Origin of the sequence: Streptomyces sp. NBC_00019 (assembly GCF_045041015.1) — a bacterium.
Lineage (GTDB): Bacteria > Actinomycetota > Actinomycetes > Streptomycetales > Streptomycetaceae > Streptomyces.
On record NZ_CP108302.1, the window covers coordinates 2,268,140 to 2,288,671 of the forward strand.

Genomic DNA, 20,532 nt, shown 5'->3' on the forward strand with positions numbered 1-20,532 from the left:
TCCTAGCGGGCGCGGTTCAGGGTCTGCAGGGCGGCCTTCAGCAGCTGGCCCACCTGCGGGGTGCCCCCGGCGGCCTCGGCCTGGGGTGCCACGGCGGACACGGCCTCGTCGGCCTCGCGGGTCGCGTAGCCGAGGCCGATCAGAGCCGCGTGCAGCTGGTCGCGCCAGCCCTGGGTGACCGGGGAGCCGACGGCCGGGGCGCCGATGGGCTCGCCCAGGCGGTCCTTCAGCTCCAGGAGCAGCTTCTGGGCGCCCTTCTTGCCGATGCCGGGGACGGCGATCAGCGCCTTCTCGTCGCCCGTGGCCACCGCCCTGCGCAGGGTGTCCGGAGCGTGCACGGCGAGCATCGCCTGGGCCAGGCGGGGGCCGACGCCGCTCGCGGTCTGGAGCAGCTCGAAGACCTGGCGTTCGTCGTCGTCCACGAAGCCGTACAGGGTCAGCGAGTCCTCCCGTACGACGAGGGAGGTGGCGAGCTTGGCCGGCTTGCCCAGGCGGAGCGTGGACAGGGTGTTCGGCGTGCACTGCACGGCCATGCCGACACCGCCGACCTCGACGACGGCGGCGTCGGGGGCGAGTGCGGCGATCGTGCCGCTCACGAAGGCGATCATGCCGTACGGCCTTTCGTTGCGTTGGCTGCGTGCAGGGCGAGCGCCTGCTGGAGCCTGTTCTGTGCGGGGGCGCGCCAGATGTGGCAGATGGCGAGCGCGAGGGCGTCGGCGGCGTCGGCGGGCTTGGGCGGTGCGTCGAGCCGGAGCAGGCGGGTGACCATGGCGCCGACCTGTGCCTTGTCGGCGCGGCCGCTGCCGGTGACGGCGGCCTTGACCTCGCTGGGGGTGTGCAGGGCGACGGGAATGCCGCGGCGGGCGGCGCAGAGCATGGCGACGGCGCTGGCCTGGGCGGTGCCCATCACGGTCCGTACGTTGTGCTGGCTGAACACCCGCTCCACGGCGACGAATTCGGGCCGGTGCTCGTCGAGCCACTGCTCGATGCCCTGCTCGATGGCGACGAGCCGGTGCCCCAACTCGGCGTCCGCGGGCGTCCGTACGACGCCGACGCCGAGCATGGTGAGCGGTCGGCCCGCGACCCCCTCGACGACACCGACACCGCACCGCGTCAGTCCGGGGTCCACCCCGAGTACACGCACCGCGCCCCTCCCTTCGATCGCCTGTTTGTGCAGGCTATCTGCTGCCACCGACAACGGCGGCGGGCCGGTGGGGTGTGTCCCACCGGCCCGCCGAACCCGCTCAGTTCGCGACAGCGCTACGCGTCGACCTTCTCCATGACCTCGTCGCTGACGTCGAAGTTGGCGAAGACGTTCTGCACGTCGTCGCTGTCCTCGAGGGCGTCGATCAGCTTGAAGATCTTCCGGGCGCCTTCCTCGTCGAGCTCGACCTGCATGGTCGGGACGAAGTTGGCGTCGGCGGAGTCGTAGTCGATCCCGGCGTCCTGGAGGGCGGTACGGACGGCGACCAGGTCGGTGGCCTCGGAGAGGATCTCGAAGGACTCACCGAGGTCGTTGACCTCCTCGGCACCCGCGTCCAGGACAGCACCCAGGACGTCGTCCTCGGTCAGCTCGCCCTTGGGGACGATCACGACGCCCTTGCGGTTGAAGAGATACGACACGGAACCCGGGTCGGCCATGTTGCCGCCGTTGCGGGTCATGGCGACCCGCACGTCCGAGGCGGCGCGGTTGCGGTTGTCGGTGAGGCACTCGATGAGCACCGCGACGCCGTTCGGGCCGTAGCCCTCGTACATGATCGTCTCGTAGTCGGCGCCACCGGCTTCGAGACCGGCGCCACGCTTGACCGCGGAGTCGATGTTCTTGTTCGGGACCGAGCTCTTCTTGGCCTTCTGGATGGCGTCGAAGAGCGTCGGGTTGCCGGACACGTCGGCGCCGCCCGTGCGGGCCGCGACCTCGATGTTCTTGATCATCTTCGCGAAGAGCTTGCCGCGCTTGGCGTCGATCACGGCCTTCTTGTGCTTCGTCGTAGCCCATTTAGAGTGGCCGGACATCTGCCTGTCTCCTTCGCGTAACCCAACTCTTTACGAACGCCAGAGATCCTACTAGGACCCCGGAGTCCGGTTCGCGCGCACCATGTCGACGAACAGGGCGTGCACGCGGTGGTCGCCGGTCAGCTCCGGGTGGAACGACGTGGCGAGCGCGTTGCCCTGGCGGACCGCGACGATGTGGCCGTCGTGCTCGGCGAGCACCTCGGTCTCGGCGCCGACGGACTCGACCCAGGGGGCGCGGATGAAGACGCCCTCCACAGCATCGCCGTCAACGCCCTCGACGTCGACCGTCGCTTCGAAGGACTCGTTCTGCCGTCCGAAGGCGTTGCGGCGCACGATCATGTCGATGCCGCCGATCGTCTCCTGGCCCGAGCGCGGGTCGAGGATCTTGTCGGCCAGCATGATCATGCCCGCGCAGGTGCCGTAGACAGGCATTCCGGCACGTACACGCGCGCGGAGCGGCTCCATCACGCCGAACAGGACGGCCAGTTTGGAGATGGTCGTGGACTCGCCGCCGGGGATGACCAGACCGTCGATCTCGGCGAGTTCCTCGGGACGCCGCACCGGCCTGGCCACGGCGTCCGCCGCGGCCAGGGCGATGAGGTGCTCCCGTACGTCGCCCTGGAGAGCCAGGACGCCGATGACTGGGGCTTCGTTCGGCATGGGGTGGTTACCAGCCGCGGTTGGCGTAGCGCTCGGCCTCGGGGAGGGTGTCGCAGTTGATGCCGACCATGGCCTCGCCCAGGTTGCGGGACGCGTCCGCGATGATCTTCGGGTCGTCGTAGAAGGTGGTGGCCTTCACGATGGCGGCGGCGCGCTTGGCCGGGTCGCCGGACTTGAAGATGCCGGAGCCGACGAAGACGCCCTCGGCGCCGAGCTGGCGCATCAGGGCGGCGTCGGCCGGGGTGGCGACGCCACCGGCGGAGAACAGGACCACCGGGAGCTTGCCGAGCTCGGAGACTTCCTTGACGAGCTCGTAGGGGGCGCGCAGCTCCTTGGCGGCGGCGTACAGCTCGTTGTTGTCGTAGCCGCGCAGCCGGGCGATCTCGTTCTTGATCTGGCGCAGGTGACGGACGGCCTCGACGACGTTGCCGGTGCCCGCCTCGCCCTTGGAGCGGATCATGGCCGCGCCCTCGGCGATACGGCGCAGGGCCTCACCGAGGTTGGTGGCGCCGCAGACGAAGGGGGTCGTGAAGGCCCACTTGTCGGAGTGGTTGACCTCGTCGGCCGGGGTGAGGACCTCGGACTCGTCGATGTAGTCGACGCCGAGCGACTGCAGGACCTGCGCCTCGACGAAGTGGCCGATGCGGGACTTGGCCATCACGGGGATGGAGACCGCCTCGATGATCTCCTCGATCATGGTGGGGTCCGACATCCGGGCCACGCCGCCGTCCTTGCGGATGTCGGCGGGGACCCGCTCCAGGGCCATGACGGCCACGGCGCCGGCGTCCTCGGCGATCTTCGCCTGCTCGGCGTTGACCACGTCCATGATCACGCCGCCCTTGAGCTGCTCGGCCATGCCGCGCTTCACACGGGCGGTGCCGGTCTCGGGAGCCTGGTTCTCGGTGATGGACACGGATTGACCTCGCTGATGTGAAAAGGATTTCTGCAGCACCGAGGAAACGTGAAGAGAGCAGTCCACAGCAAGGGCCAATGGAGAGGCGGTGGATCGTTTTCCGGGCGGACGCGGCTACGCGGCCCGGTCCACCAGGGCCACTGGGGGCTCGTCGTCCATCTCGAACGCCAGCGGGAACGGGGCGTGTCCCGCCAGCCGGAACCAGCGGACCTTGCGGTGGCGCCGCAGGGCACGGGCGGCCCGTACGGCGTCGTTGTGGAAGCGCCGGGCCATCGGCACCCGGCGCACCGCCTCGGTCAGCTCCCGGACGGCTTCCACTCCCCCGGGCGCCTCCCGCACCGTCTCCACCTGCGGAGTCTCCGCGAAGACGGCTCGCAGGGCCTGAGTCAGCTCGCTCTCGGCGACCTCCCGTTGCTCCTCCTCGGCCTGCCGCGCGGCGTGCGCCGCCTCGTAGAGCACGATCGAGGCGGCCGGGTCGAGGACACCGGAGGTCGCCAGTTCCTGGGTCACCGAGGCGCGCCGCAGCAGCTGCGCGTCCAGTGCGGCCCGGGCGGCGTCGATCCGGGCGTGCAGCCGGTCCAGTCGTCCTGCGGTCCAGCTCAAGTAGAGGCCGATCGCGATCAGGGCGACGAGGATCCAGATGAGGGTTGGGGTCACGGTCGCAAAGGTTACCGACGTACGGCCCCGGCCTTACGCGCCCCTCAGTCCCGCGCCAGCCCGAACCGCGACAACAGGCTCGTGGTCCGGTCGTCGTCGGCCGCTGCCACCGCCGCCGCGCCCGCCGTCACCGTCTCGTACACCGACAGGATGTCCGCGCCGACCGTCGACCAGTCGAACCGCCGTACGTGGGCGCTCCCGCGCTCCCGCAGTTCGGCCCGCCGCTCCGGATCGGCCAGCAGCCGCAGCGCCGCGTCGGCCAGTGCGTCGGCGTCCTCGTTGGCGAAGAGTTCGCCCGCCGCGCCCTGGTCGAGCACCTGGGCGAAGGCGTCCAGGTCCGAGGCGAGCACCGGGGCACCGGCCGACATCGCCTCGACCAGGATGATCCCGAAGCTCTCGCCGCCGGTGTTGGGGGCGACGTACAGGTCGACGCTGCGCAGGAAGCGGGCCTTGTCGTCGTCGCTGACCATGCCGAGGAACTCCACGCGCGAGCGGAGTTCGGCGGGCAGGTTCTCCACTGCCTCCTCCTCGTCGCCGCGCCCGGCGACCAGCAGCCGGGTCTGCGGGCGCTCGGCGAGGATCCTCGGCAGGGCCTTCATCAGCACCGGCAGGCCCTTGCGGGGCTCGTCGATGCGCCCGACGAAGCCGAGGGTGTCGCCCTGCCACTCGGGGTTGGGCTCGGCCTTGGCGAAGAAGTCGACGTCGACGCCGTTCGGGATGACGACCGCGTCCCCGCCGAGGTGCTCCACCAGCGTGCGGCGGGCGTACTCGCTCACCGCGATGCGTGCGCTGATCTTCTCCAGGGCGGCCTGGAGGATGGAGTACGCGGCGATCATGGCCTTGGAACGCGGGTTCGAGGTGTGGAAGGTCGCGACGAGCGGGCCCTGCGCCGCCCAGCAGGCCAGCAGGCCCAGGGAGGGCGAGGACGGCTCGTGGATGTGGACGACGTCGAACTCGCCGTCGTGCAGCCAGCGGCGCACACGCGCGGCGCTGAGGAAGCCGAAGTTCAGCCGGGCCACCGAGCCGTTGTACGGCACCGGCACCGCGCGGCCCGCCGAGACGACGTAGGGCGGCAACGGGGTGTCGTCGTCGGCCGGGGCCAGGACGGACACGTCGTGGCCGAGGCGGATGAAGTACTCGGCGAGATCGCGAATGTGGAACTGGACGCCGCCCGGCACATCCCAGGAGTACGGGCAGACGATGCCGATCTTCACGAGGGCCCCTTACTGGGGTCGAGATCCTTGAGCCACAACCGCTGCAGCATGTGCCAGTCCTCCGGATGGTCGGCGATCCCCGAGGCGAAGGCATCGGCCAGCGCCTGTGCCATGACAGACGTCTTCTCGGCGCGGGTACCTGTCTCGGGTACCTCGACCGGGGGGTGCACCCTTCCCCGCATGACGGGCGAGTCGTCGTACCAGAGTGTCACCGGCAGCAGCAGCGCGCCGGTCTGCTGGGCGAGGAGCGCCGGGCCCGCGGGGATCCGGGTCGCCTCGCCGAAGAACTGGACCTCCACGCCGGAGGAGGACAGGTCGCGCTCGGCGACCAGACAGACCAGCCCGCCGTCGCGCAGCCGGCGGGCCAGGGTGCCGAAGGCGGTGCCGCCGCTGTGCGGCAGGACCTCCATGCCGAGGCCCTCGCGGTAGGCGACGAACCGGTCGTACAGCGTCTCCGGCTTGAGCCGTTCCGCGACGGTGGTGAACGGCGTCTCCAGCTTGGTGGTGACCCAGGCGCCGGCGAGGTCCCAGTTGGCCATGTGCGGCAGCGCCAGAACGACGCCCCGGCCGGAGGCGAGGGCCTCGGTCAGGTGGTGCACGTCCTTGGGGTCGAAGCCGCCCCTGATGCGCTCCTTGCTCCAGGCGGGCAGCCGGAAGGACTCCATCCAGTAGCGCAGATACGAGCGCATGCCCGCGCGGGAGAGCTCGGCGAGGCGCTCAGGGGTCGCGTCGGGCACCACGCGCGCGTAGTTGCTCTCCAGCCGCTGCACGCCCTTGCCGCGCTGCTTCCAGGCGAGATCGGCGATGGTCCGGCCGAGGCGTACGGCGACCGGCTCGGGGAGCTTCTTCACCGCTCCCCAGCCGAGGCCGTACAGCGCGTCGGTGAGCCGGTCCTGGGCACTCACTTCGCCGCCTCGCTCCCCTGGGTCTCCTGCGGGGTGGCCGCGTCGGCCTCCGCCGCCTCGCGGCGGACCGTGACGACGCGCTGGATCAGCGTGACGAGGCTGCCGACGGCGACGATCCACAGGGCGACCGGAAGCAGGTACTGGATGCCCGGCACACCGAACTTGTGCAGACCCGCGAGACCGGCCGCGACCAGGGAGATCACCAGCCGCTCGGCCCGCTCGACGAGACCGTTGACGGCGACCGGCAGACCGATCGACTCGCCCCGGGCCTTGGTGTACGACACCACCTGGCCGCTCGCCAGACAGAAGATCGAGACAGCGCACAGGACGAGGTCGTCGCCGCCACCGGCGTACCAGAGGATGAAGCCGCCGAAGATCGCGCCGTCGGCGACCCGGTCCAGCGTGGAGTCCAGGAAGGCGCCCCAGCGGCTGGACCGGCCGAGCTGGCGGGCCATGTTGCCGTCGACCAGGTCCGAGAACACGAACAGCGTGATCACGATCGTGCCCCAGAAGAACTCGCCCATGGGGAAGAAGACCAGCGCCCCCACGACCACCCCTGCGGTACCCAGCAGCGTCACCGTGTCGGGACTGACGCCCCTTCTGATGAGAAATGCGGCGAACGGCGTGAGGACACGCGTGAAGAATGCACGCGCGTACTTGTTCAGCATGGCCTTCCCGAGGGTCGGTGTGGCCGCGCGGCCCCTGCTGGCCACCGGCTGGCCCATCGTAGCCACGCGCGCGCATGTGCGAACGCCGGGCACTCGCGCCCCGTGTCACGGCGGCATGGCATACGGGTAACGGCACGATCGCGTCCGCCGTATGGACGCACCGTGACCGGAGTGGAAAGCTCGAAGAACCGCGGGCGTCACCGGAGCCGCCATCGCACGCGGATCCGCATGTCCGCGCCCACAGTGACCTCACCGTGCACGGGAGGCAAGGCCATGGGCGACAAGGCGAACGCACACCCCGGAGCCGCCGGCAGGGCAACAGCGGCCGACCACCCCGCGTCCGTACGGAATGTGGTGCTGGTCGGCCACTCCGGATCGGGCAAGACGACATTGGTGGAAGCTCTCGCGCTGACAGCGGGGGCGGTGAACAGGGCGGGCCGCGTGGAGGACGGCGGCACCGTCTCCGACTACGACGAGATCGAACACCGGCAGAACCGTTCGGTGCAGCTCTCCCTGGTGCCCGTCGAATGGGACGGCATCAAGGTCAATCTTCTCGACACCCCCGGATACGCCGACTTCGTCGGTGAACTGAGGGCCGGTCTGCGAGCGGCGGACGCGGCCCTTTTCGTCGTCTCGGCCTCCGACGGCGTGGACGGCTCGACCCGCATGGTGTGGGAGGAGTGCGCGGCCGTCGGCATGCCGCGCGCGCTCGTGATCACGCACCTGGAGTCCGCGCGGTCGGACTTCGAGGCGATGACACGGACCTGTGCGGAGGCGTTCGGCGGGGACGACCCCGACGCCGTGCTCCCCCTGTATCTGCCGCTGCACGGCCCGCAGGGGCCGGACGGGCACGCGCCCGTGACCGGTCTGACGGGCCTGCTGTCGCAGAAGCTGTTCGACTACTCCTCCGGTGAGCGCAAGGAGTCCGAGCCGGGCGAGGACCAGCTGCCGGAGATCGAGGAGGCCCGCAACCGGCTGATCGAGGGGATCATCGCCGAGAGCGAGGACGAGACCCTCATGGACCGCTACCTCGGCGGTGAACAGGTCGACGTCAAGACACTGATCGAGGATCTGGAGCGGGCCGTCGCGCGCGGCGTCTTCTTCCCCGTCCTCGCCGCCGCCCCCGCGGCCGAGGGCGCCAAGCAGGGGCTCGGCACCGTCGAGGTGCTGGAGCTCATCACCCGGGGCTTCCCGACCCCCTTCGAACACCCCACGCCGGGCGTCACCACGATCGACGGCAAACCGCGCGAGGTGAAGGCCTGCGACACGGACGGCCCGCTGGTCGCGGAGGTCGTCAAGACGTCCTCCGACCCCTACGTCGGCCGGGTCTCCCTCGTCCGTATCTTCTCCGGCACCCTGCGCCCCGACGAGACGGTGCACGTCTCCGGGCACGGTCTGGCCGACCGCGGGCACGAGGACCACGACGTCGACGAACGCGTCGGCGCACTGTCCACCCCGTTCGGCAAACAACAACGCCCGGTGACGCACGCCATCGCCGGCGACCTGGTGTGCGTGGCCAAGCTGAACCGCGCGGAGACCGGCGACACCCTCTCGGCCAAGGACGACCCGCTCCTGATGGAGCCCTGGGAGATGCCCGACCCGCTGCTGCCGCTCGCCATCGAGGCACACAGCAAGGCCGACGAGGACAAGCTCTCACAGGGCCTGAGCCGGCTGGTGGCCGAGGACCCGACCATGCGGCTCGAACAGAACCAGGACACCCACCAGGTGGTCCTGTGGTGCCTGGGCGAGGCCCACGCCGACGTGGCGCTGGAGCGGCTGCGCAGCCGGTACGGCGTCCAGGTCGACGTCGTACCGCACAAGGTCACCCTGCGGGAGACGTTCGCCGACAAGTCGGCGGGCCGCGGCCGGCATGTCAAGCAGTCCGGCGGGCACGGGCAGTTCGCCATCTGCGCGATCGAGGTGGAGCCGCTGCCGGGCGGCTCGGGCATCGAGTTCGTGGACAAGGTCGTCGGTGGCACGGTGCCCCGGCAGTTCATCCCCTCCGTCGAGAAGGGCGTGCGGGCCCAGGCCGCCAAGGGCGTCGCGGCCGGCTACGCGCTCATCGACGTACGGATCACGCTGCTCGACGGCAAGGCGCACTCGGTGGACTCCTCCGACGCCGCGTTCCAGACGGCCGGCGCGCTGGCGCTGCGGGAGGCCGCGGCGGACGCGAAGATCCATCTCCTCGAACCGGTGGCCGAGGTGAGCGTTCTGGTCGGCGACGACTACGTGGGCGCCGTGATGAGCGACCTGTCCGGGCGGCGCGGCCGGGTGCTCGGCACCGAGCAGACCAGCGGGAACCGCACGGTCGTCAAGGCCGAGGTGCCGGAGATCGAGATCGGCCGGTACGCCGTCGACCTGCGCTCCCTGTCGCACGGCACGGCACGCTTCAACCGCTCCTACGCACGGCACGAACCCATGCCGCCGCAGATCGCCGAGAGGATCCGTGAAGAGGCGCGCGACTCCTAGGAGTTGGCGCTGGGCACACTACAAGTGGCTTTCCTGGAACGCTCCCCTCCGAGTCGGCGGGCGGCTTCGGCCGTCCGCCGACGAATGTCGGTGGCGGCGGATACGCTGATGGTGGTGATCAAGTCGGGCCCGGATGCCGGGACGGCCTGATCAACAGGTGTGCGGGGCAAGGAAGTCGGGAAGGCCGCAGGAGCGACCAGGCGGCGATCGGGGGCGGGCATGACCGTTGGAATCGGTTACGAAAGCGTCTTCGGACCACAGGTTCCGCGCTCGGGCGACGAGAGCCAGACAGCCACGTTCGCCCTCGCTTCAGCCGCATACCGGGACAATCCGGTCGAGGACATAACCAAGGCCAACAGCGAATGGCACGAGACCACGGTCAAGGAGGGCCAGAAGTGGACCGGCGGTCTCTTCAAGCCCAACCTCGGTGAGGCGTTCTCCCGGGCCGTGATCGAGCGCATGATCGGCCCGGGACGCAAGCCCCTCATCCAGTCCTTCGGCACCGAACCGCAGGTCGTCGTCGACCACTGTCTGGCGGCCTACCGCCTCCGCCGGGAGCGGGACAAACGGCTGTCCGCCGTCATGGTGCTGTGCGGTGTGCTGTTCCTGCCCGGACTCCTGGTCTGGCTGCTGGTCTTCACGATCCGCACCACCATCGACAAGAACCCCAACAAGAAGGCCTCCGCCCTCGCCACGGCCCTGCTCGTCGGCGTCGGCGCACTCGCCGTCCTCTTCCTGGTCAAGATGCCGTTCACGGGCTTCTGGGGCTGGTACGCACGCGCATGCGTGGTCCTTCCCGTCATCGGCTGGTTCTGGGCCAAGCAGATCTGCGATCGCTCGACGAGGGACCTGCGGGGCCGCTGGGACGGACTGATCGCGGGCAGCAGCGTCGGAGCCCAGGTCCCCGAGGCGGTGCCGAGCAGCCCCGGTGAGACCCAGGCCGAGCAACTGCGCCAGTCGCTGGCCAGGTTGAGCACCGAGCAGCAGTCCAACTCCGTCTTCTACGCCGGCCCCAAGGGCATCCTGGGCATGGGCACGCGCTGGGCCAGCTGGCAGCTCGCCGAGGACCTGACACCGGCCGACCCGGACCGGGAGATCCACCCGTTCCGCAGCTGGGACGTCATCCGCGCCATCCACAAGCAGCTGGGCATGCTGGAGCGGAACACGATCAACACCGGCGGCTTCCCGAAGGCCTCCATACGGCACTGGATCGTCACGCCGGTCGGGGAGAACGCCAAGGCGGTGGCCCGCACCGAGCAGTCGACGGACATCGAGGCCTTCCAGCACAGGGCCCACTCCATACAGGACATCTGCAACAAGCAGCAGTTCGGCAGCGGGGACCGGCACTACCTCGGGGTGCAGTGGACGCTGTGGGACGGCCAGTTGATCATCACGATGATGATCACCGTCACCGTGCTGCACCAGACGCTGCGCATCGAGGTCACCGGACACGCTCTGGGCCCGGTCAACCCACTGTTCATGGGCAAGCCCGAGGACCCGACCAAGGACGTCCAGAAGTCGTTCCGGCCCTGGGAGACCCGCAAGGTGAAGCTCCCGCTGGTCCCCACCAACGAGGTCGTACGTCTCGCCGTCCGCGCGCCGCTCTCCTGGTACCCGCCGCTGCTGAACTGGCTCGGCGGGACGATCGCCCTCCCCGAGCCGTTCGGTCTGCGGCACGTCTGGGCCGACAAGCCGTGGCGCCACCGCTTCATGGCCGACGACGCCATGCGCGCCGCGACGCCCGTGCTGCGCGTGGTGCACGCGGCGGCGATCAAGGTCCTTGAGGACAACGGCGTGGACACGGAGAAGTTCGGCAACCGGTCGGCGTTCCTCAGCACCGCGGTGCAGGACCCGTCGCCGAGGAAGGCCGACCTGTACGACGCGTAGCCCCTTACGAGGGCCAGGCCTCCGCCAGCATCTTCCGGGTGTCGGCGAGCAACTGCGGCAGCACCCGCGTGTGCCCGACGACCGGCATGAAGTTCGTGTCGCCGCCCCAGCGCGGGACGATGTGCTGGTGGAGGTGGGCGGCGATACCGGCGCCGGCCACCGTGCCCTGGTTCATGCCGATGTTGAAACCGTGGGCGCCGGACGCGGTGCGCAGCGCGGTCATCGCCTGCTTGGTGAGAGCGGCGAGCTCGATGGTCTCCGGCTCCGTCAGGTCGGTGTAGTCGGCGACGTGCCGGTAGGGCACGACCATCAGGTGGCCGCCGTTGTACGGATACAGATTCAGCACGGCGTAGACCTGCTCACCGCGCCGGACGATCAGACCGTCCTCGTCGGACTTGGCCGGGATGGAGCAGAAGGGGCATCCGTCGTCGGCGCCTGGGCCGGTCGGCTTGTTCTCGCCCTGGATGTAGGCCATCCGATGGGGCGTCCACAGACGCTGGAACGCGTCCTGGGTCCCCACTCCCCACTGCTGCTCCGGCTCACTCGTCATGCAGGGAAGCATATGGCTTCGCCCGTTCGCGGCGTGTCGGCGGGGTTGCGGCGAAACCCTCTGAGACCAAGCTGGGCCGGTGGACGATGACAGCTCCAAGGCGCGCTGGGAGCGGCGCACCGAGGCCCCCCTCGCCGTGGCGTCACTGGTGTTCCTCGCCTCGTACGCGATCCAGGTCCTGGCGCATGATCTGCCGGACCGCGGGCGGAACCTGTGCCTCGCCGCGACGCTGGCCGCGTGGGCGCTGTTCGCCGCCGACTACGCCGTGCGCTGGCGGCTCAGCGGACAGCGGCTGCGCTTCGTACGAACGCACTGGCTGGACACGGTCGTGCTGGTGCTGCCCCTGCTCCGCCCCCTTCAGGTGGTGAAGGTCTACGAGGCCGTCCAGCGGCGGCACGGCCGGCCCCGGCTCGCCCTGCACGCACGCGTGATGGTGTACGCCGGTCTGTCGACGCTCCTGCTCGGCTTCGCGGGCGCCCTCGCCGTCTACCAGCAGGAACACGGAGCCTCCGGAGCGACCATCCGCACCTTCGGGGACGCCGTCTGGTGGACCTGCGCCACCCTCGCGACCGTCGGCTACGGCGACGTCGCCCCCGTCACGCCGACGGGACGCCTGATCGCGGTCGGGATCATGACCATCGGACTGGCACTGCTGGGCGCGGTCACCGGCACCTTCGCCTCCTGGCTGCTTCAGGTGTTCTCGCGGGAGGACGACGAGAGGCCCCCGGGAAGCTGAGCCTCCCGGGGGCCTCTCAAAGGCCTTCGCCGACCCTGCGAGGGATCAGACCTGGACCCGCTCCTCGACGACCTTCGCGATCTTCGCGAGGGCCTCGTCGAACGGGATGCCGTTCTCCTGCGAACCGTCGCGGTAGCGGAAGGAGACCGAGCCGCCCGCCATGTCCTCGTCGCCCGCGATGACCATGAAGGGCACCTTCTGCTTCTGGGCGTTGCGGATCTTCTTCTGCATCCGGTCGGAGGAGGAGTCCACGTCGACGCGCAGACCCTGCTTCTTGGCCGCGGCCGCGAACTTCTCCAGGTACTCGACGTGCGCGTCACCGATCGGGATGCCCACCGCCTGGACCGGGGCCAGCCACGCCGGGAAGGCGCCCGCGTAGTGCTCCAGGAGGACCGCGAAGAACCGCTCGATGGAGCCGAACAGCGCACGGTGGATCATGACCGGGCGCTGCTTGGAGCCGTCGGGGCCCGTGTACTCCAGGTCGAAGCGCTCCGGCAGGTTGAAGTCGAGCTGAATCGTCGACATCTGCCAGGTCCGGCCGATCGCGTCCTTGGTCTGGACGGAGATCTTCGGACCGTAGAACGCGGCGCCGCCCGGGTCCGGGACCAGCGGGAGGCCCTGCTTCTCGGCGACCTCGCGCAGCGTCTCGGTCGCCTCCTCCCAGGCCTCGTCGGAGCCGACGAACTTCTCCGGGTCCTTGGTGGAGAGTTCCAGGTAGAAGTCCTCCAGACCGTAGTCCCGCAGCAGGCCGAGGACGAAGGTGAGCGTCTTGTCGAGTTCCTCCGACATCTGCTCACGGGTGCAGTAGATGTGCGCGTCGTCCTGCGTGAAGCCGCGGGCACGGGTGAGTCCGTGCACGACGCCGGACTTCTCGTACCGGTACACGGTCCCGAACTCGAAGAGACGCAGCGGCAGTTCACGGTACGAGCGGCCGCGCGCGTCGAAGATCAGGTTGTGCATCGGGCAGTTCATGGGCTTGAGGTAGTAGTCCACGCCCTCGTCGAGCTGCATGGGCGGGTACATGCCGTCGGCGTACCAGTCCAGGTGCCCGGACGTCTCGAAGAGCTTCCCCTTCGTCGCGTGCGGGGTGTAGACGAACTCGTAGCCCTCCTCCTCGTGGCGGCGGCGCGAGTAGTCCTCCATGACCCGGCGGATGATGCCGCCCTTGGGGTGGAAGACGGCGAGGCCGGAGCCGATCTGCTCCGGAATGGAGAACAGGTCCAGCTCGGAACCGAGCTTGCGGTGGTCGCGCTTCTCGGCCTCGGCGAGGAAGTCGAGGTGCGCCTTCAGCTCGTCCTTGGAGGGCCAGGCGGTGCCGTAGATGCGCTGGAGCGTCGGGTTCTTCTCGCTGCCGCGCCAGTAGGCGGCCGCGTTGCGCATCAGCTTGAACGCCGGGATGTTCCGGGTGGTGGGCAGGTGGGGACCGCGGCAGAGGTCCTTCCAGCACAGGTCGCCGGTCTTGGCGTCGAGGTTGTCGTAGATCGTCAGCTCACCGGCGCCGACCTCGACATCCGCGCCGTCGTCGGAGGAGGCCGAGCCCTTGAGGCCGATCAGCTCCAGCTTGTACGGCTCGGCGGCCAGCTCCTCGCGGGCGTCCTCGTCGGTCACCACACGGCGGGAGAAGCGCTGCCCACGCTTCTGGATCTCCTGCATCTTCTTCTCGATGGCCTTGAGATCCTCGGGCGTGAACGGCTTCTCCACGTCGAAGTCGTAGTAGAAGCCGTCCTTGACCGGCGGCCCGATGCCCAGCTTGGCCTCGGGGAAGAGCTCCTGCACGGCCTGTGCCATGACATGGGCGGTGGAGTGGCGCAGGATGTCGAGACCGTCCTTGGAGGAGATCTCGACGCCCTCGACCGCGTCGCCCTCGGCGACGACGTACGCGAGGTCCTTCAGCTCACCGGCCACGCGCGCGGCGATGATCGAGCGCTCGCCGGCGAAGAGCTCGGCGGCCGTAGTGCCCGTCGTCACCGTGCGCTCTTCCCGCTCGGAATCGCGTTGGATGATCACACGGACGTCTGACACCGGTCTCTCCTGACTGAAGGTGGATGCGGGCGCCGTACCGTGAGCGCGCGCAATAGGGGATCGTACCGACCCCGGACCCACCTCCGCGAAATCAGTCCCCTGCGGGGGCCTCCCCGCAGGCCTCCTCGAAGAAGTCGAGATTCTCCTGGAGGGACTTCATCAGCCGGTCCCGCTCCGCCTCGTCCACCTGCACGGGCGCGACCCCGGAGGCTCCGGTGAGCCGGCGGAACCCGCCCCGGCTCTCCAGCCTCCCGTGCACCCGCACCGGCAGCCCGACGAGGTGCGCGTGCCCGGCAATCCGGTACGCCTCCTCGTCCAGGGTGAGCCGGATGTGCGGCACCTCGGCGCCGGCGATCACCCGCAGCCGTACGCTGCCGTCCCCGCGCGGACCCGACCTGCGCATCCGCACCACCGCGCCGGTGATCCGCACCGGCACGGACGGCTCCTCGCGCAGATAGCGGGCCCCGGCCTCGCGCAGCACGGGCAGATCGCCGGGCGAGAACTCGACGGGCTCGCCCCCCGCGGCACAGCCCGCCGGCACCCCGGCGGCCGGCGCCCACTCGACGGCGATGCGCGCGCCCTCGGTCCCGCGCACGAGGGCGATCAGCGCCTCGGTGAGCTCACGGCTGACGCCCGCTTCGACGGCGCCGTCGAAGGCGTCCATGCCACCGGTGGCGCGCTGGTAGTCGATGGCCTCGCGGGCGGCGTACAGGGCCTGGTGGAGGCGTACGGCGAGGGGGCGCCCGTTGCCGACGGGCACGAAGGCGGTGAGGCCGCCGCCGGTCGCCGTACCGACGAGCACGCTCTCCATGAGGGTGGCGGCGGCGCGGCGGTGTCGTGCGCCGTAGTACCCGGCACGCGCGCGTGTGGCGAGCGCGCCGGCGAGCAGCATCTGGCGGGCGGCGGCGCGCAGTTGTTCCTCCACCGTCCAGGGCGCGGTGCCGCCCGGTCCGGTCGGCGCGTCCCGCCACCAGCGGATCTCGTCGCTGGGCACGGCGAGGCCGACGAGGACCTCGCGGGCGGAGGGCGTGCCGCTGCGGGCGAGGGCGACGAGCGCCTCGCCGAGCAGGTCGTCGCTGTCGGGGAAGGCGCGGCTCTCGGGCACCAGCAGGCTCGTCCCGCCGGTGCCCTGACCGGGCGGGGTCCAGCGGCCGTAGCGTCCGGGGGCGCCGCCGCGGCGCTGCCAGCCGTGGCGGTGCAGCAGGGCGGCGAGGACCGCGGGGTCGACCTCGTCGGGTTCGGGGGCGCGGTCCCAGGCGGCGTCGACCGGGTGCGGCCGCACGGGCCGCAGCGCCTCCTCCAAGGGGCGGTGGGTCATGGTCTGCCTCCCGTCCCGACCCGCGTCATGATCTCGCACAGCGCCCGGTCGTCGAAGATGCGTGAGGTCGGTATCCGCACGGTGGTGCGGGTCCGGCCGGTGATCGGGTGGCCGGCCAGGTTGACCCAGTAGCAGCAGTGCCTGAGGTCGAGCCGGTCGTGGCTGGCGCGCAGCCAGTCGTCCTGGGATCTCGGCACGAGCATGACGACGAGGACCTTGTGCACCGAGACGGGGGTGCGCGCGAGCTTGCGCAGATGGTCGTTGTCGAGCGTGAAGGAGAAGAACCGTCCCGGGGGGTTCGGCGGGACCTGGTACGTGCACTTGAGCTGCACCTTGATGGTGACCTCGTCGTCGACGGTGTGCCCGGGCGAGCCGTGGCTGACGTGCCAGTCGATGCCGTTGTCCGGGAAGGGTTGCGACAACGAGCAGCCGGCCGCCGCAGCGACGGCGTGCAGATAGCCCACCTGCAGGGTTTCCATGCAGGCGGTGGTGGCGAGTGTGCCGCGAAGGGGGCCCGTGCGCTCGGGCAGCAGCCCGCCCCGCTCGGGCTGCGCTATCGCCATGACCAACAGCCTTCCACGTTCGGTGAATCCGCGCCGCGGGTCGCTGAACTGCAAGGACCCGTATTCCTGTTGTGTCCTTCCGGCGTACGGCGCAAACAGCCCGGGTATCACCAAACAGGCAGAAGACGGTGCGTCAGCTGCCGTGGGTGAACGAGGGGTTGAGTTGGAATGACGTGCTGGTACGAAGGGCCCCTGGCCGCCTTCGACACGGAGACCACGGGCGTCGACGTCGAGACCGACCGGATCGTGTCGGCCGCCGTCGTCGTCCAGGACGCCCCGGGTACCCGGCCGCGGGTGACCCGATGGCTGGTGAACCCGGGTGTTCCGGTGCCGGAGGCGGCGACGGCGGTACATGGACTGACGGACGACCATCTGCAGCGCAACGGCCGCTGGCCGGCGCCGGTGATGTACGAGATAGCGGAACACCTGACCGAACAGGCCGCCGCGGGCCGCCCGCTGGTGGTCATGAACGCGCCGTTCGATCTGACCATCCTGGACCGGGAGTTGCGCCGCCATCGGGCTTCGTCGCTGGACCACTGGTTCGATTCGTCGCCGCTGCTGGTGCTGGACCCGAGAGTCCTCGACAAACATCTGGACCGCTACCGCAAGGGCCGTCGCACGCTGACGGACCTGTGCGCGCACTACGAGGTCACGCTGGACGGCGCGCACGACGCGGGCGCGGACGCGCTGGCCGCGCTGGATGTCGTACGAGCCGTGGGGCGCCGTTTCGCGGCCCGGCTCGAGCGGCTCAGCGCGGGCGAACTGCACGCGCTTCAGGCAGGGTGGCACGCGGCGCAGGCGCGGGGGCTGCAGGCGTGGTTCGCGCGCAGCGGCACCCCGGAGGTGGTGAACACGGCGTGGCCGCTGCGTCCGGAGCTGCCCGCGGCGGCCGCCTGAGGAGGGTCTCGACACAAAGAAGCCGGTCCGCGTGACGCGGACCGGCTTTCTCCCGGTGGGCGATACTGGGTTCGAACCAGTGACCTCTTCGGTGTGAACGAAGCGCTCTCCCACTGAGCTAATCGCCCGGGAACGGACTGAACAATACAGGTCCGCGCGCCCTTCCTTCAAACCGCTTCCAAGTACGCGGCCAGACCCCGTCGTCCGGCCCGCATCATCAGCCAGTGGTTGGCACGGAACACCGGCCGTCCGGGCACGGCGAGGCGCCTCAGGAGCGGCTTGTTCACGTCGACCACCTGCTCGTAGCGGGCGAGGCTGCGCGCCCCGTCCCCGTCGATCGTCCAGCGCGCCCATCCCTCCAGGTCCCCGGTCATGGCGATCTCCAGCACCCCGGCCGCCCGGTCGCGCCGCACCTCTCGCGCGGTGAAGACCAGGTCGTAGGGCAGGGTGGCGCGGATCGTGATGACGCCGGTGGTGTCGTCGAGACGGTCGACCTCGCGGACCTGGGGCCACCAGCGGGGGTAGTCCTCGGCCTGCTCCAGGGCGTCGTAGACGGTGGCGGGCGACGCGCTCAGGGCCCACTGCGTACGGAAGCGATAATGGGTCCAGTCCATGCACAGAGTCTGCCCGCACGGATCTGAGTACGTTCTGAGTACGCGCACTCATGCCCTACGACGTGACGCGGACCACACTCCAAGGCATGACGCACATCCCGCCCCCGGCCGAGGAGCTGCGGCTCCTCGATGCCGAGCTGTGGCAACTCGACCGCCGCCGGGCCCAGTTGCTGACCCGACGCGCGTGGCTGGTCGCCGCGCTGCAGCCGCGGCCGACGACGAACCCGACCCCTGTGGCCTCGCCTCGCCCGGAGACCAGCGCTCCCGGCGTGCAGAACCTTCTTCTGCTGCTGGGCGGTGTCCTGCTGACGATCGCCGCGATGGTGTTCACGCTGGTCAGCTGGGGGCATCTGGGGATCGCCGGCCGGGGTCTGGTGCTCGGCGCACTCACGCTGGCCGCGCTCGCCGCTCCGCTGCCCCTGGTGAAGCGCGGGCTGCGCTCGACGGCCGAGGCGGTGGCGGGCCTGGGTCTGGCGCTGACGGTGCTCGACGCGTACGCGCTGTACGAGGTCGCCCTGCCCGGTATGGGCGGTGCGGGCTACACAGCAGCCGCGTCGGCGCTGCTGGCGGGGCTCTGGCTGGCCTACGGCCTGCTGCCGCGGGCGGCGGAGCTGCGTCTGCCCCTCCCGGCCGCGCTGGCCGCGGCCCAACTCCCGTTGTCGTTCTGGGCGATCTCGTCCTCCGTGGGCGCCCACGGCATCGCGGCCGCGCTGCTGGTGACAGCCGCATTCGACACAGTTGTCGCCCTCCGGGTGACGATCGGGGCCGTACGTGTCGTCGCCGCCGTCGGCGCGTACGGCCTGGGCTCCTCGGGCGCACTGACGGCCGGCTGGTTGTCCTGGACGGCCACCGGTCCGAGCGCCGCCGCCCGTGCGGCGGCGCTCATCCTCCTCGCGGCGGCGATCGCTCTGGGCGCGGCCTGGCGCGGCGGCCTGGGCAAGGGCCACGCCGTCGGCCTCGCCGTGACCTCGGGTCTCCTCGCGGTCGCCGCGCTGGGCGGCGCGGTCCGCCCCGCGGTGCCGGACGCGTGGACGGTTCCGGTGCATCTCGCCTGCGGGATCGCCCTGTTGGCGGCCGTGCGGACCGGGCGGCTGCCGGAGACGGTACGCAACGGACTGGCCTGGTCCTCCGCCGCCGTACAAGGGCTCGCGGTGCTGTGGGCGCTGCCGCTCGTGGCGCTCACCCTGCTGGGGCCGGTCGCCTGGACGTTCCGGGCATGGTCCGGGGCACCGGCGAACATGCGTGAGACGGTGACGGTGGACGTGCCCTGGCCGCCGGACATGGCCGCGGCTCCGCTCGTCCTGGTGGCCGTCGCGGCGGTGCTCGCCCTGGCGTTCAGGAACACCGACCGGCACGCCCAGGCCCTGACCGGCGCGCTGGTGCTCACCTGGGCCGCGGCCCTGACGGTCCCGGCGGTCCTCGAACTCCCCTACACGACCGGCCTGTTGACGCTCGGCGCTCTGACCGCGGTCGCGCTCGCCGCCCCGTACGGGCAGCCGACGGCGACGATCCTCGCCCTCGCCACCTCCGCCGACCTCGCCTTCACCGCGCTGGCCTCACAGACGGCAACCCTCACCGCGCTCGGCGCCCTCACCGCGTTCTTCGCGGCCGTCTCCTGGCGGCTCACGTCCATCACGGCCCCGGCCGCCCTCGCCTACGCCACCGCGCTGGCCTGCGCGACGGGAGCGGCCGCGGACTGGCAGCCGCAGCACACCGCGCTGCTGGTCCTGGTGGTCCCGGTGGCCGCCGCCCTGATCGCACCGCGCGTGACCGAGCGGATTCCCCTCGAGGTGGCGGGTGCCGTCGCCGGACTGCTCGCCATCGGGCTCGCCGCGACCGACCTGCCGATGCTCGCCCTGGTCCTGGCCCTGTGCGCGGTGATCGCCGCGGGCACGGCGATCCGCCCGGACCGCCGCCCCGTCGGCTACGCGGCCGCCGTCCTGTTCGTCCTGGCGACCTGGGTACGCCTGGCGGCCTGGGAGGTCGACATGCCCGAGGCGTACACGATCCCGGTGACCGTCCCTGCGCTGGTCGTCGGCTTCCTGCGGCTGCGCCGCGACCCGCTGACCTCGTCCTGGACCGCCTTCGGCCCCGGCCTCGCCGCCACGCTCCTGCCGAGCCTCGCAGCGGCCTGGACCGACCCGCACTGGACCCGCCCGCTGCTGCTGGGCCTGGCCGCACTGTCGCTGACCTTGCTGGGCGCCGGCTACAACCTCCGCGCACCCCTCCTGCTGGGCGGCACGGTCCTCGCCTTGGACGCGCTGCACGAACTCGCCCCGTACATCGTCCAGGTGACCGACGCCCTCCCCCGCTGGGTACTTCCCGCCCTCGCCGGCCTCCTGCTGCTCGCGCTGGGAGCGACGTACGAGCAGCGCATCAGGAATGTCCGCAGGGCGCGAGAGATCCTGGGGAGGATGAACTGACCCAGGGTCGTGGGGAACTGCGC

19 protein-coding genes and 1 tRNA gene are annotated in these 20,532 nt (G+C 70.7%); 5 read left to right on the forward strand and 15 right to left on the reverse strand.

Annotation, left to right across the window (positions count from 1 at the left end):
- Nucleotides 1–2: 2 nt before the first annotated feature.
- The 9 genes from ruvA to pgsA all read right to left on the reverse strand — a co-directional run bounded on the left by ruvA (nucleotide 3) and on the right by pgsA (nucleotide 7,087).
- Nucleotides 3–608 carry a Holliday junction branch migration protein RuvA gene (ruvA, locus tag OHU89_RS10875; RefSeq protein WP_307033232.1) on the reverse strand — a complete coding sequence of 202 codons (606 nt, stop codon included), beginning with the start codon at nucleotides 606–608 and terminating at the stop codon, nucleotides 3–5.
- Nucleotides 605–1,144, reverse strand: a complete 540-nt coding sequence (ruvC, locus tag OHU89_RS10880; RefSeq protein WP_405642008.1) for a crossover junction endodeoxyribonuclease RuvC — start codon at nucleotides 1,142–1,144, stop codon at nucleotides 605–607. Before ruvC ends, ruvA begins: the two co-directional genes overlap by 4 nt.
- 116 nt (nucleotides 1,145–1,260) lie before the next feature.
- A complete protein-coding gene (locus OHU89_RS10885; RefSeq protein WP_266894976.1) occupies nucleotides 1,261–2,013 on the reverse strand; it encodes a YebC/PmpR family DNA-binding transcriptional regulator in 753 nt (250 codons plus the stop codon).
- Nucleotides 2,014–2,064: 51 nt separating this feature from the next.
- The gene (pdxT, locus tag OHU89_RS10890; protein WP_405642010.1) at nucleotides 2,065–2,673 is read right to left on the reverse strand and encodes a pyridoxal 5'-phosphate synthase glutaminase subunit PdxT; all 609 of its coding nucleotides are present in this window, start codon (nucleotides 2,671–2,673) and stop codon (nucleotides 2,065–2,067) included.
- 7 nt (nucleotides 2,674–2,680) lie between these two features.
- Entirely contained in the window at nucleotides 2,681–3,586 is a 906-nt protein-coding gene (gene pdxS, locus OHU89_RS10895; RefSeq protein WP_266833219.1) for a pyridoxal 5'-phosphate synthase lyase subunit PdxS, read from the reverse strand.
- 114 nt (nucleotides 3,587–3,700) lie between these two features.
- Entirely contained in the window at nucleotides 3,701–4,243 is a 543-nt protein-coding gene (locus tag OHU89_RS10900; RefSeq protein WP_405642012.1) for a hypothetical protein, read from the reverse strand.
- Nucleotides 4,244–4,287: 44 nt separating this feature from the next.
- A complete protein-coding gene (locus OHU89_RS10905; RefSeq protein WP_405642014.1) occupies nucleotides 4,288–5,457 on the reverse strand; it encodes a glycosyltransferase family 4 protein in 1,170 nt (389 codons plus the stop codon).
- The gene (locus tag OHU89_RS10910) at nucleotides 5,454–6,362 is read right to left on the reverse strand and encodes a phosphatidylinositol mannoside acyltransferase (protein ID WP_266894966.1); all 909 of its coding nucleotides are present in this window, start codon (nucleotides 6,360–6,362) and stop codon (nucleotides 5,454–5,456) included. Before OHU89_RS10910 ends, OHU89_RS10905 begins: the two co-directional genes overlap by 4 nt.
- Nucleotides 6,359–7,087: a phosphatidylinositol phosphate synthase gene (gene pgsA, locus OHU89_RS10915; RefSeq protein WP_405654420.1), complete on the reverse strand. Its 729-nt coding sequence runs from the start codon at nucleotides 7,085–7,087 to the stop codon at nucleotides 6,359–6,361. The genes OHU89_RS10910 and pgsA overlap by 4 nt, the downstream gene beginning before the upstream one ends.
- Nucleotides 7,088–7,303: 216 nt before the next feature.
- Here pgsA and OHU89_RS10920 point away from each other — a divergent pair, with 216 nt between their 5' ends.
- A complete protein-coding gene (locus OHU89_RS10920; protein WP_405642016.1) occupies nucleotides 7,304–9,499 on the forward strand; it encodes an elongation factor G-like protein EF-G2 in 2,196 nt (731 codons plus the stop codon).
- Nucleotides 9,500–9,718: 219 nt separating this feature from the next.
- Nucleotides 9,719–11,386, forward strand: coding sequence for a hypothetical protein (locus OHU89_RS10925; RefSeq protein ID WP_405642018.1), 1,668 nt, complete (start codon nucleotides 9,719–9,721; stop codon nucleotides 11,384–11,386).
- Nucleotides 11,387–11,390: 4 nt separating this feature from the next.
- Here OHU89_RS10925 and OHU89_RS10930 read toward each other — a convergent pair whose 3' ends face one another.
- Nucleotides 11,391–11,948, reverse strand: coding sequence for an HIT domain-containing protein (locus OHU89_RS10930; protein WP_266833230.1), 558 nt, complete (start codon nucleotides 11,946–11,948; stop codon nucleotides 11,391–11,393).
- 67 nt (nucleotides 11,949–12,015) lie between these two features.
- On the opposite strand from OHU89_RS10930, the gene OHU89_RS10935 reads away from it, so the two are divergent.
- Nucleotides 12,016–12,672: a potassium channel family protein gene (locus OHU89_RS10935; RefSeq protein WP_405642020.1), complete on the forward strand. Its 657-nt coding sequence runs from the start codon at nucleotides 12,016–12,018 to the stop codon at nucleotides 12,670–12,672.
- 45 nt (nucleotides 12,673–12,717) lie between these two features.
- Here OHU89_RS10935 and thrS read toward each other — a convergent pair whose 3' ends face one another.
- The 3 genes from thrS to OHU89_RS10950 form a co-directional block, all read right to left on the reverse strand.
- Nucleotides 12,718–14,694 carry a threonine--tRNA ligase gene (thrS, locus tag OHU89_RS10940; RefSeq protein ID WP_405642022.1) on the reverse strand — a complete coding sequence of 659 codons (1,977 nt, stop codon included), beginning with the start codon at nucleotides 14,692–14,694 and terminating at the stop codon, nucleotides 12,718–12,720.
- Nucleotides 14,695–14,785: 91 nt separating this feature from the next.
- A complete protein-coding gene (locus OHU89_RS10945; protein ID WP_405642023.1) occupies nucleotides 14,786–16,012 on the reverse strand; it encodes a hypothetical protein in 1,227 nt (408 codons plus the stop codon).
- A complete protein-coding gene (locus OHU89_RS10950) occupies nucleotides 16,009–16,575 on the reverse strand; it encodes a DUF4365 domain-containing protein (protein WP_266894954.1) in 567 nt (188 codons plus the stop codon). The genes OHU89_RS10945 and OHU89_RS10950 overlap by 4 nt, the downstream gene beginning before the upstream one ends.
- Before the next feature lie 168 nt (nucleotides 16,576–16,743).
- On the opposite strand from OHU89_RS10950, the gene OHU89_RS10955 reads away from it, so the two are divergent.
- Nucleotides 16,744–17,472, forward strand: coding sequence for a 3'-5' exonuclease (locus OHU89_RS10955; RefSeq protein ID WP_365403420.1), 729 nt, complete (start codon nucleotides 16,744–16,746; stop codon nucleotides 17,470–17,472).
- A gap of 56 nt (nucleotides 17,473–17,528) precedes the next feature.
- Here the strand turns inward: OHU89_RS10955 and OHU89_RS10960 are convergent.
- Nucleotides 17,529–17,600, reverse strand: a tRNA-Val gene (locus tag OHU89_RS10960).
- A 39-nt stretch (nucleotides 17,601–17,639) separates the two neighbouring features.
- A complete protein-coding gene (locus tag OHU89_RS10965) occupies nucleotides 17,640–18,086 on the reverse strand; it encodes an SRPBCC family protein (RefSeq protein WP_405642026.1) in 447 nt (148 codons plus the stop codon).
- A 50-nt stretch (nucleotides 18,087–18,136) separates the two neighbouring features.
- On the opposite strand from OHU89_RS10965, the gene OHU89_RS10970 reads away from it, so the two are divergent.
- Nucleotides 18,137–20,509, forward strand: a complete 2,373-nt coding sequence (locus OHU89_RS10970) for an SCO7613 C-terminal domain-containing membrane protein (RefSeq protein ID WP_405642028.1) — start codon at nucleotides 18,137–18,139, stop codon at nucleotides 20,507–20,509.
- Nucleotides 20,510–20,532 lie beyond the last annotated feature (23 nt).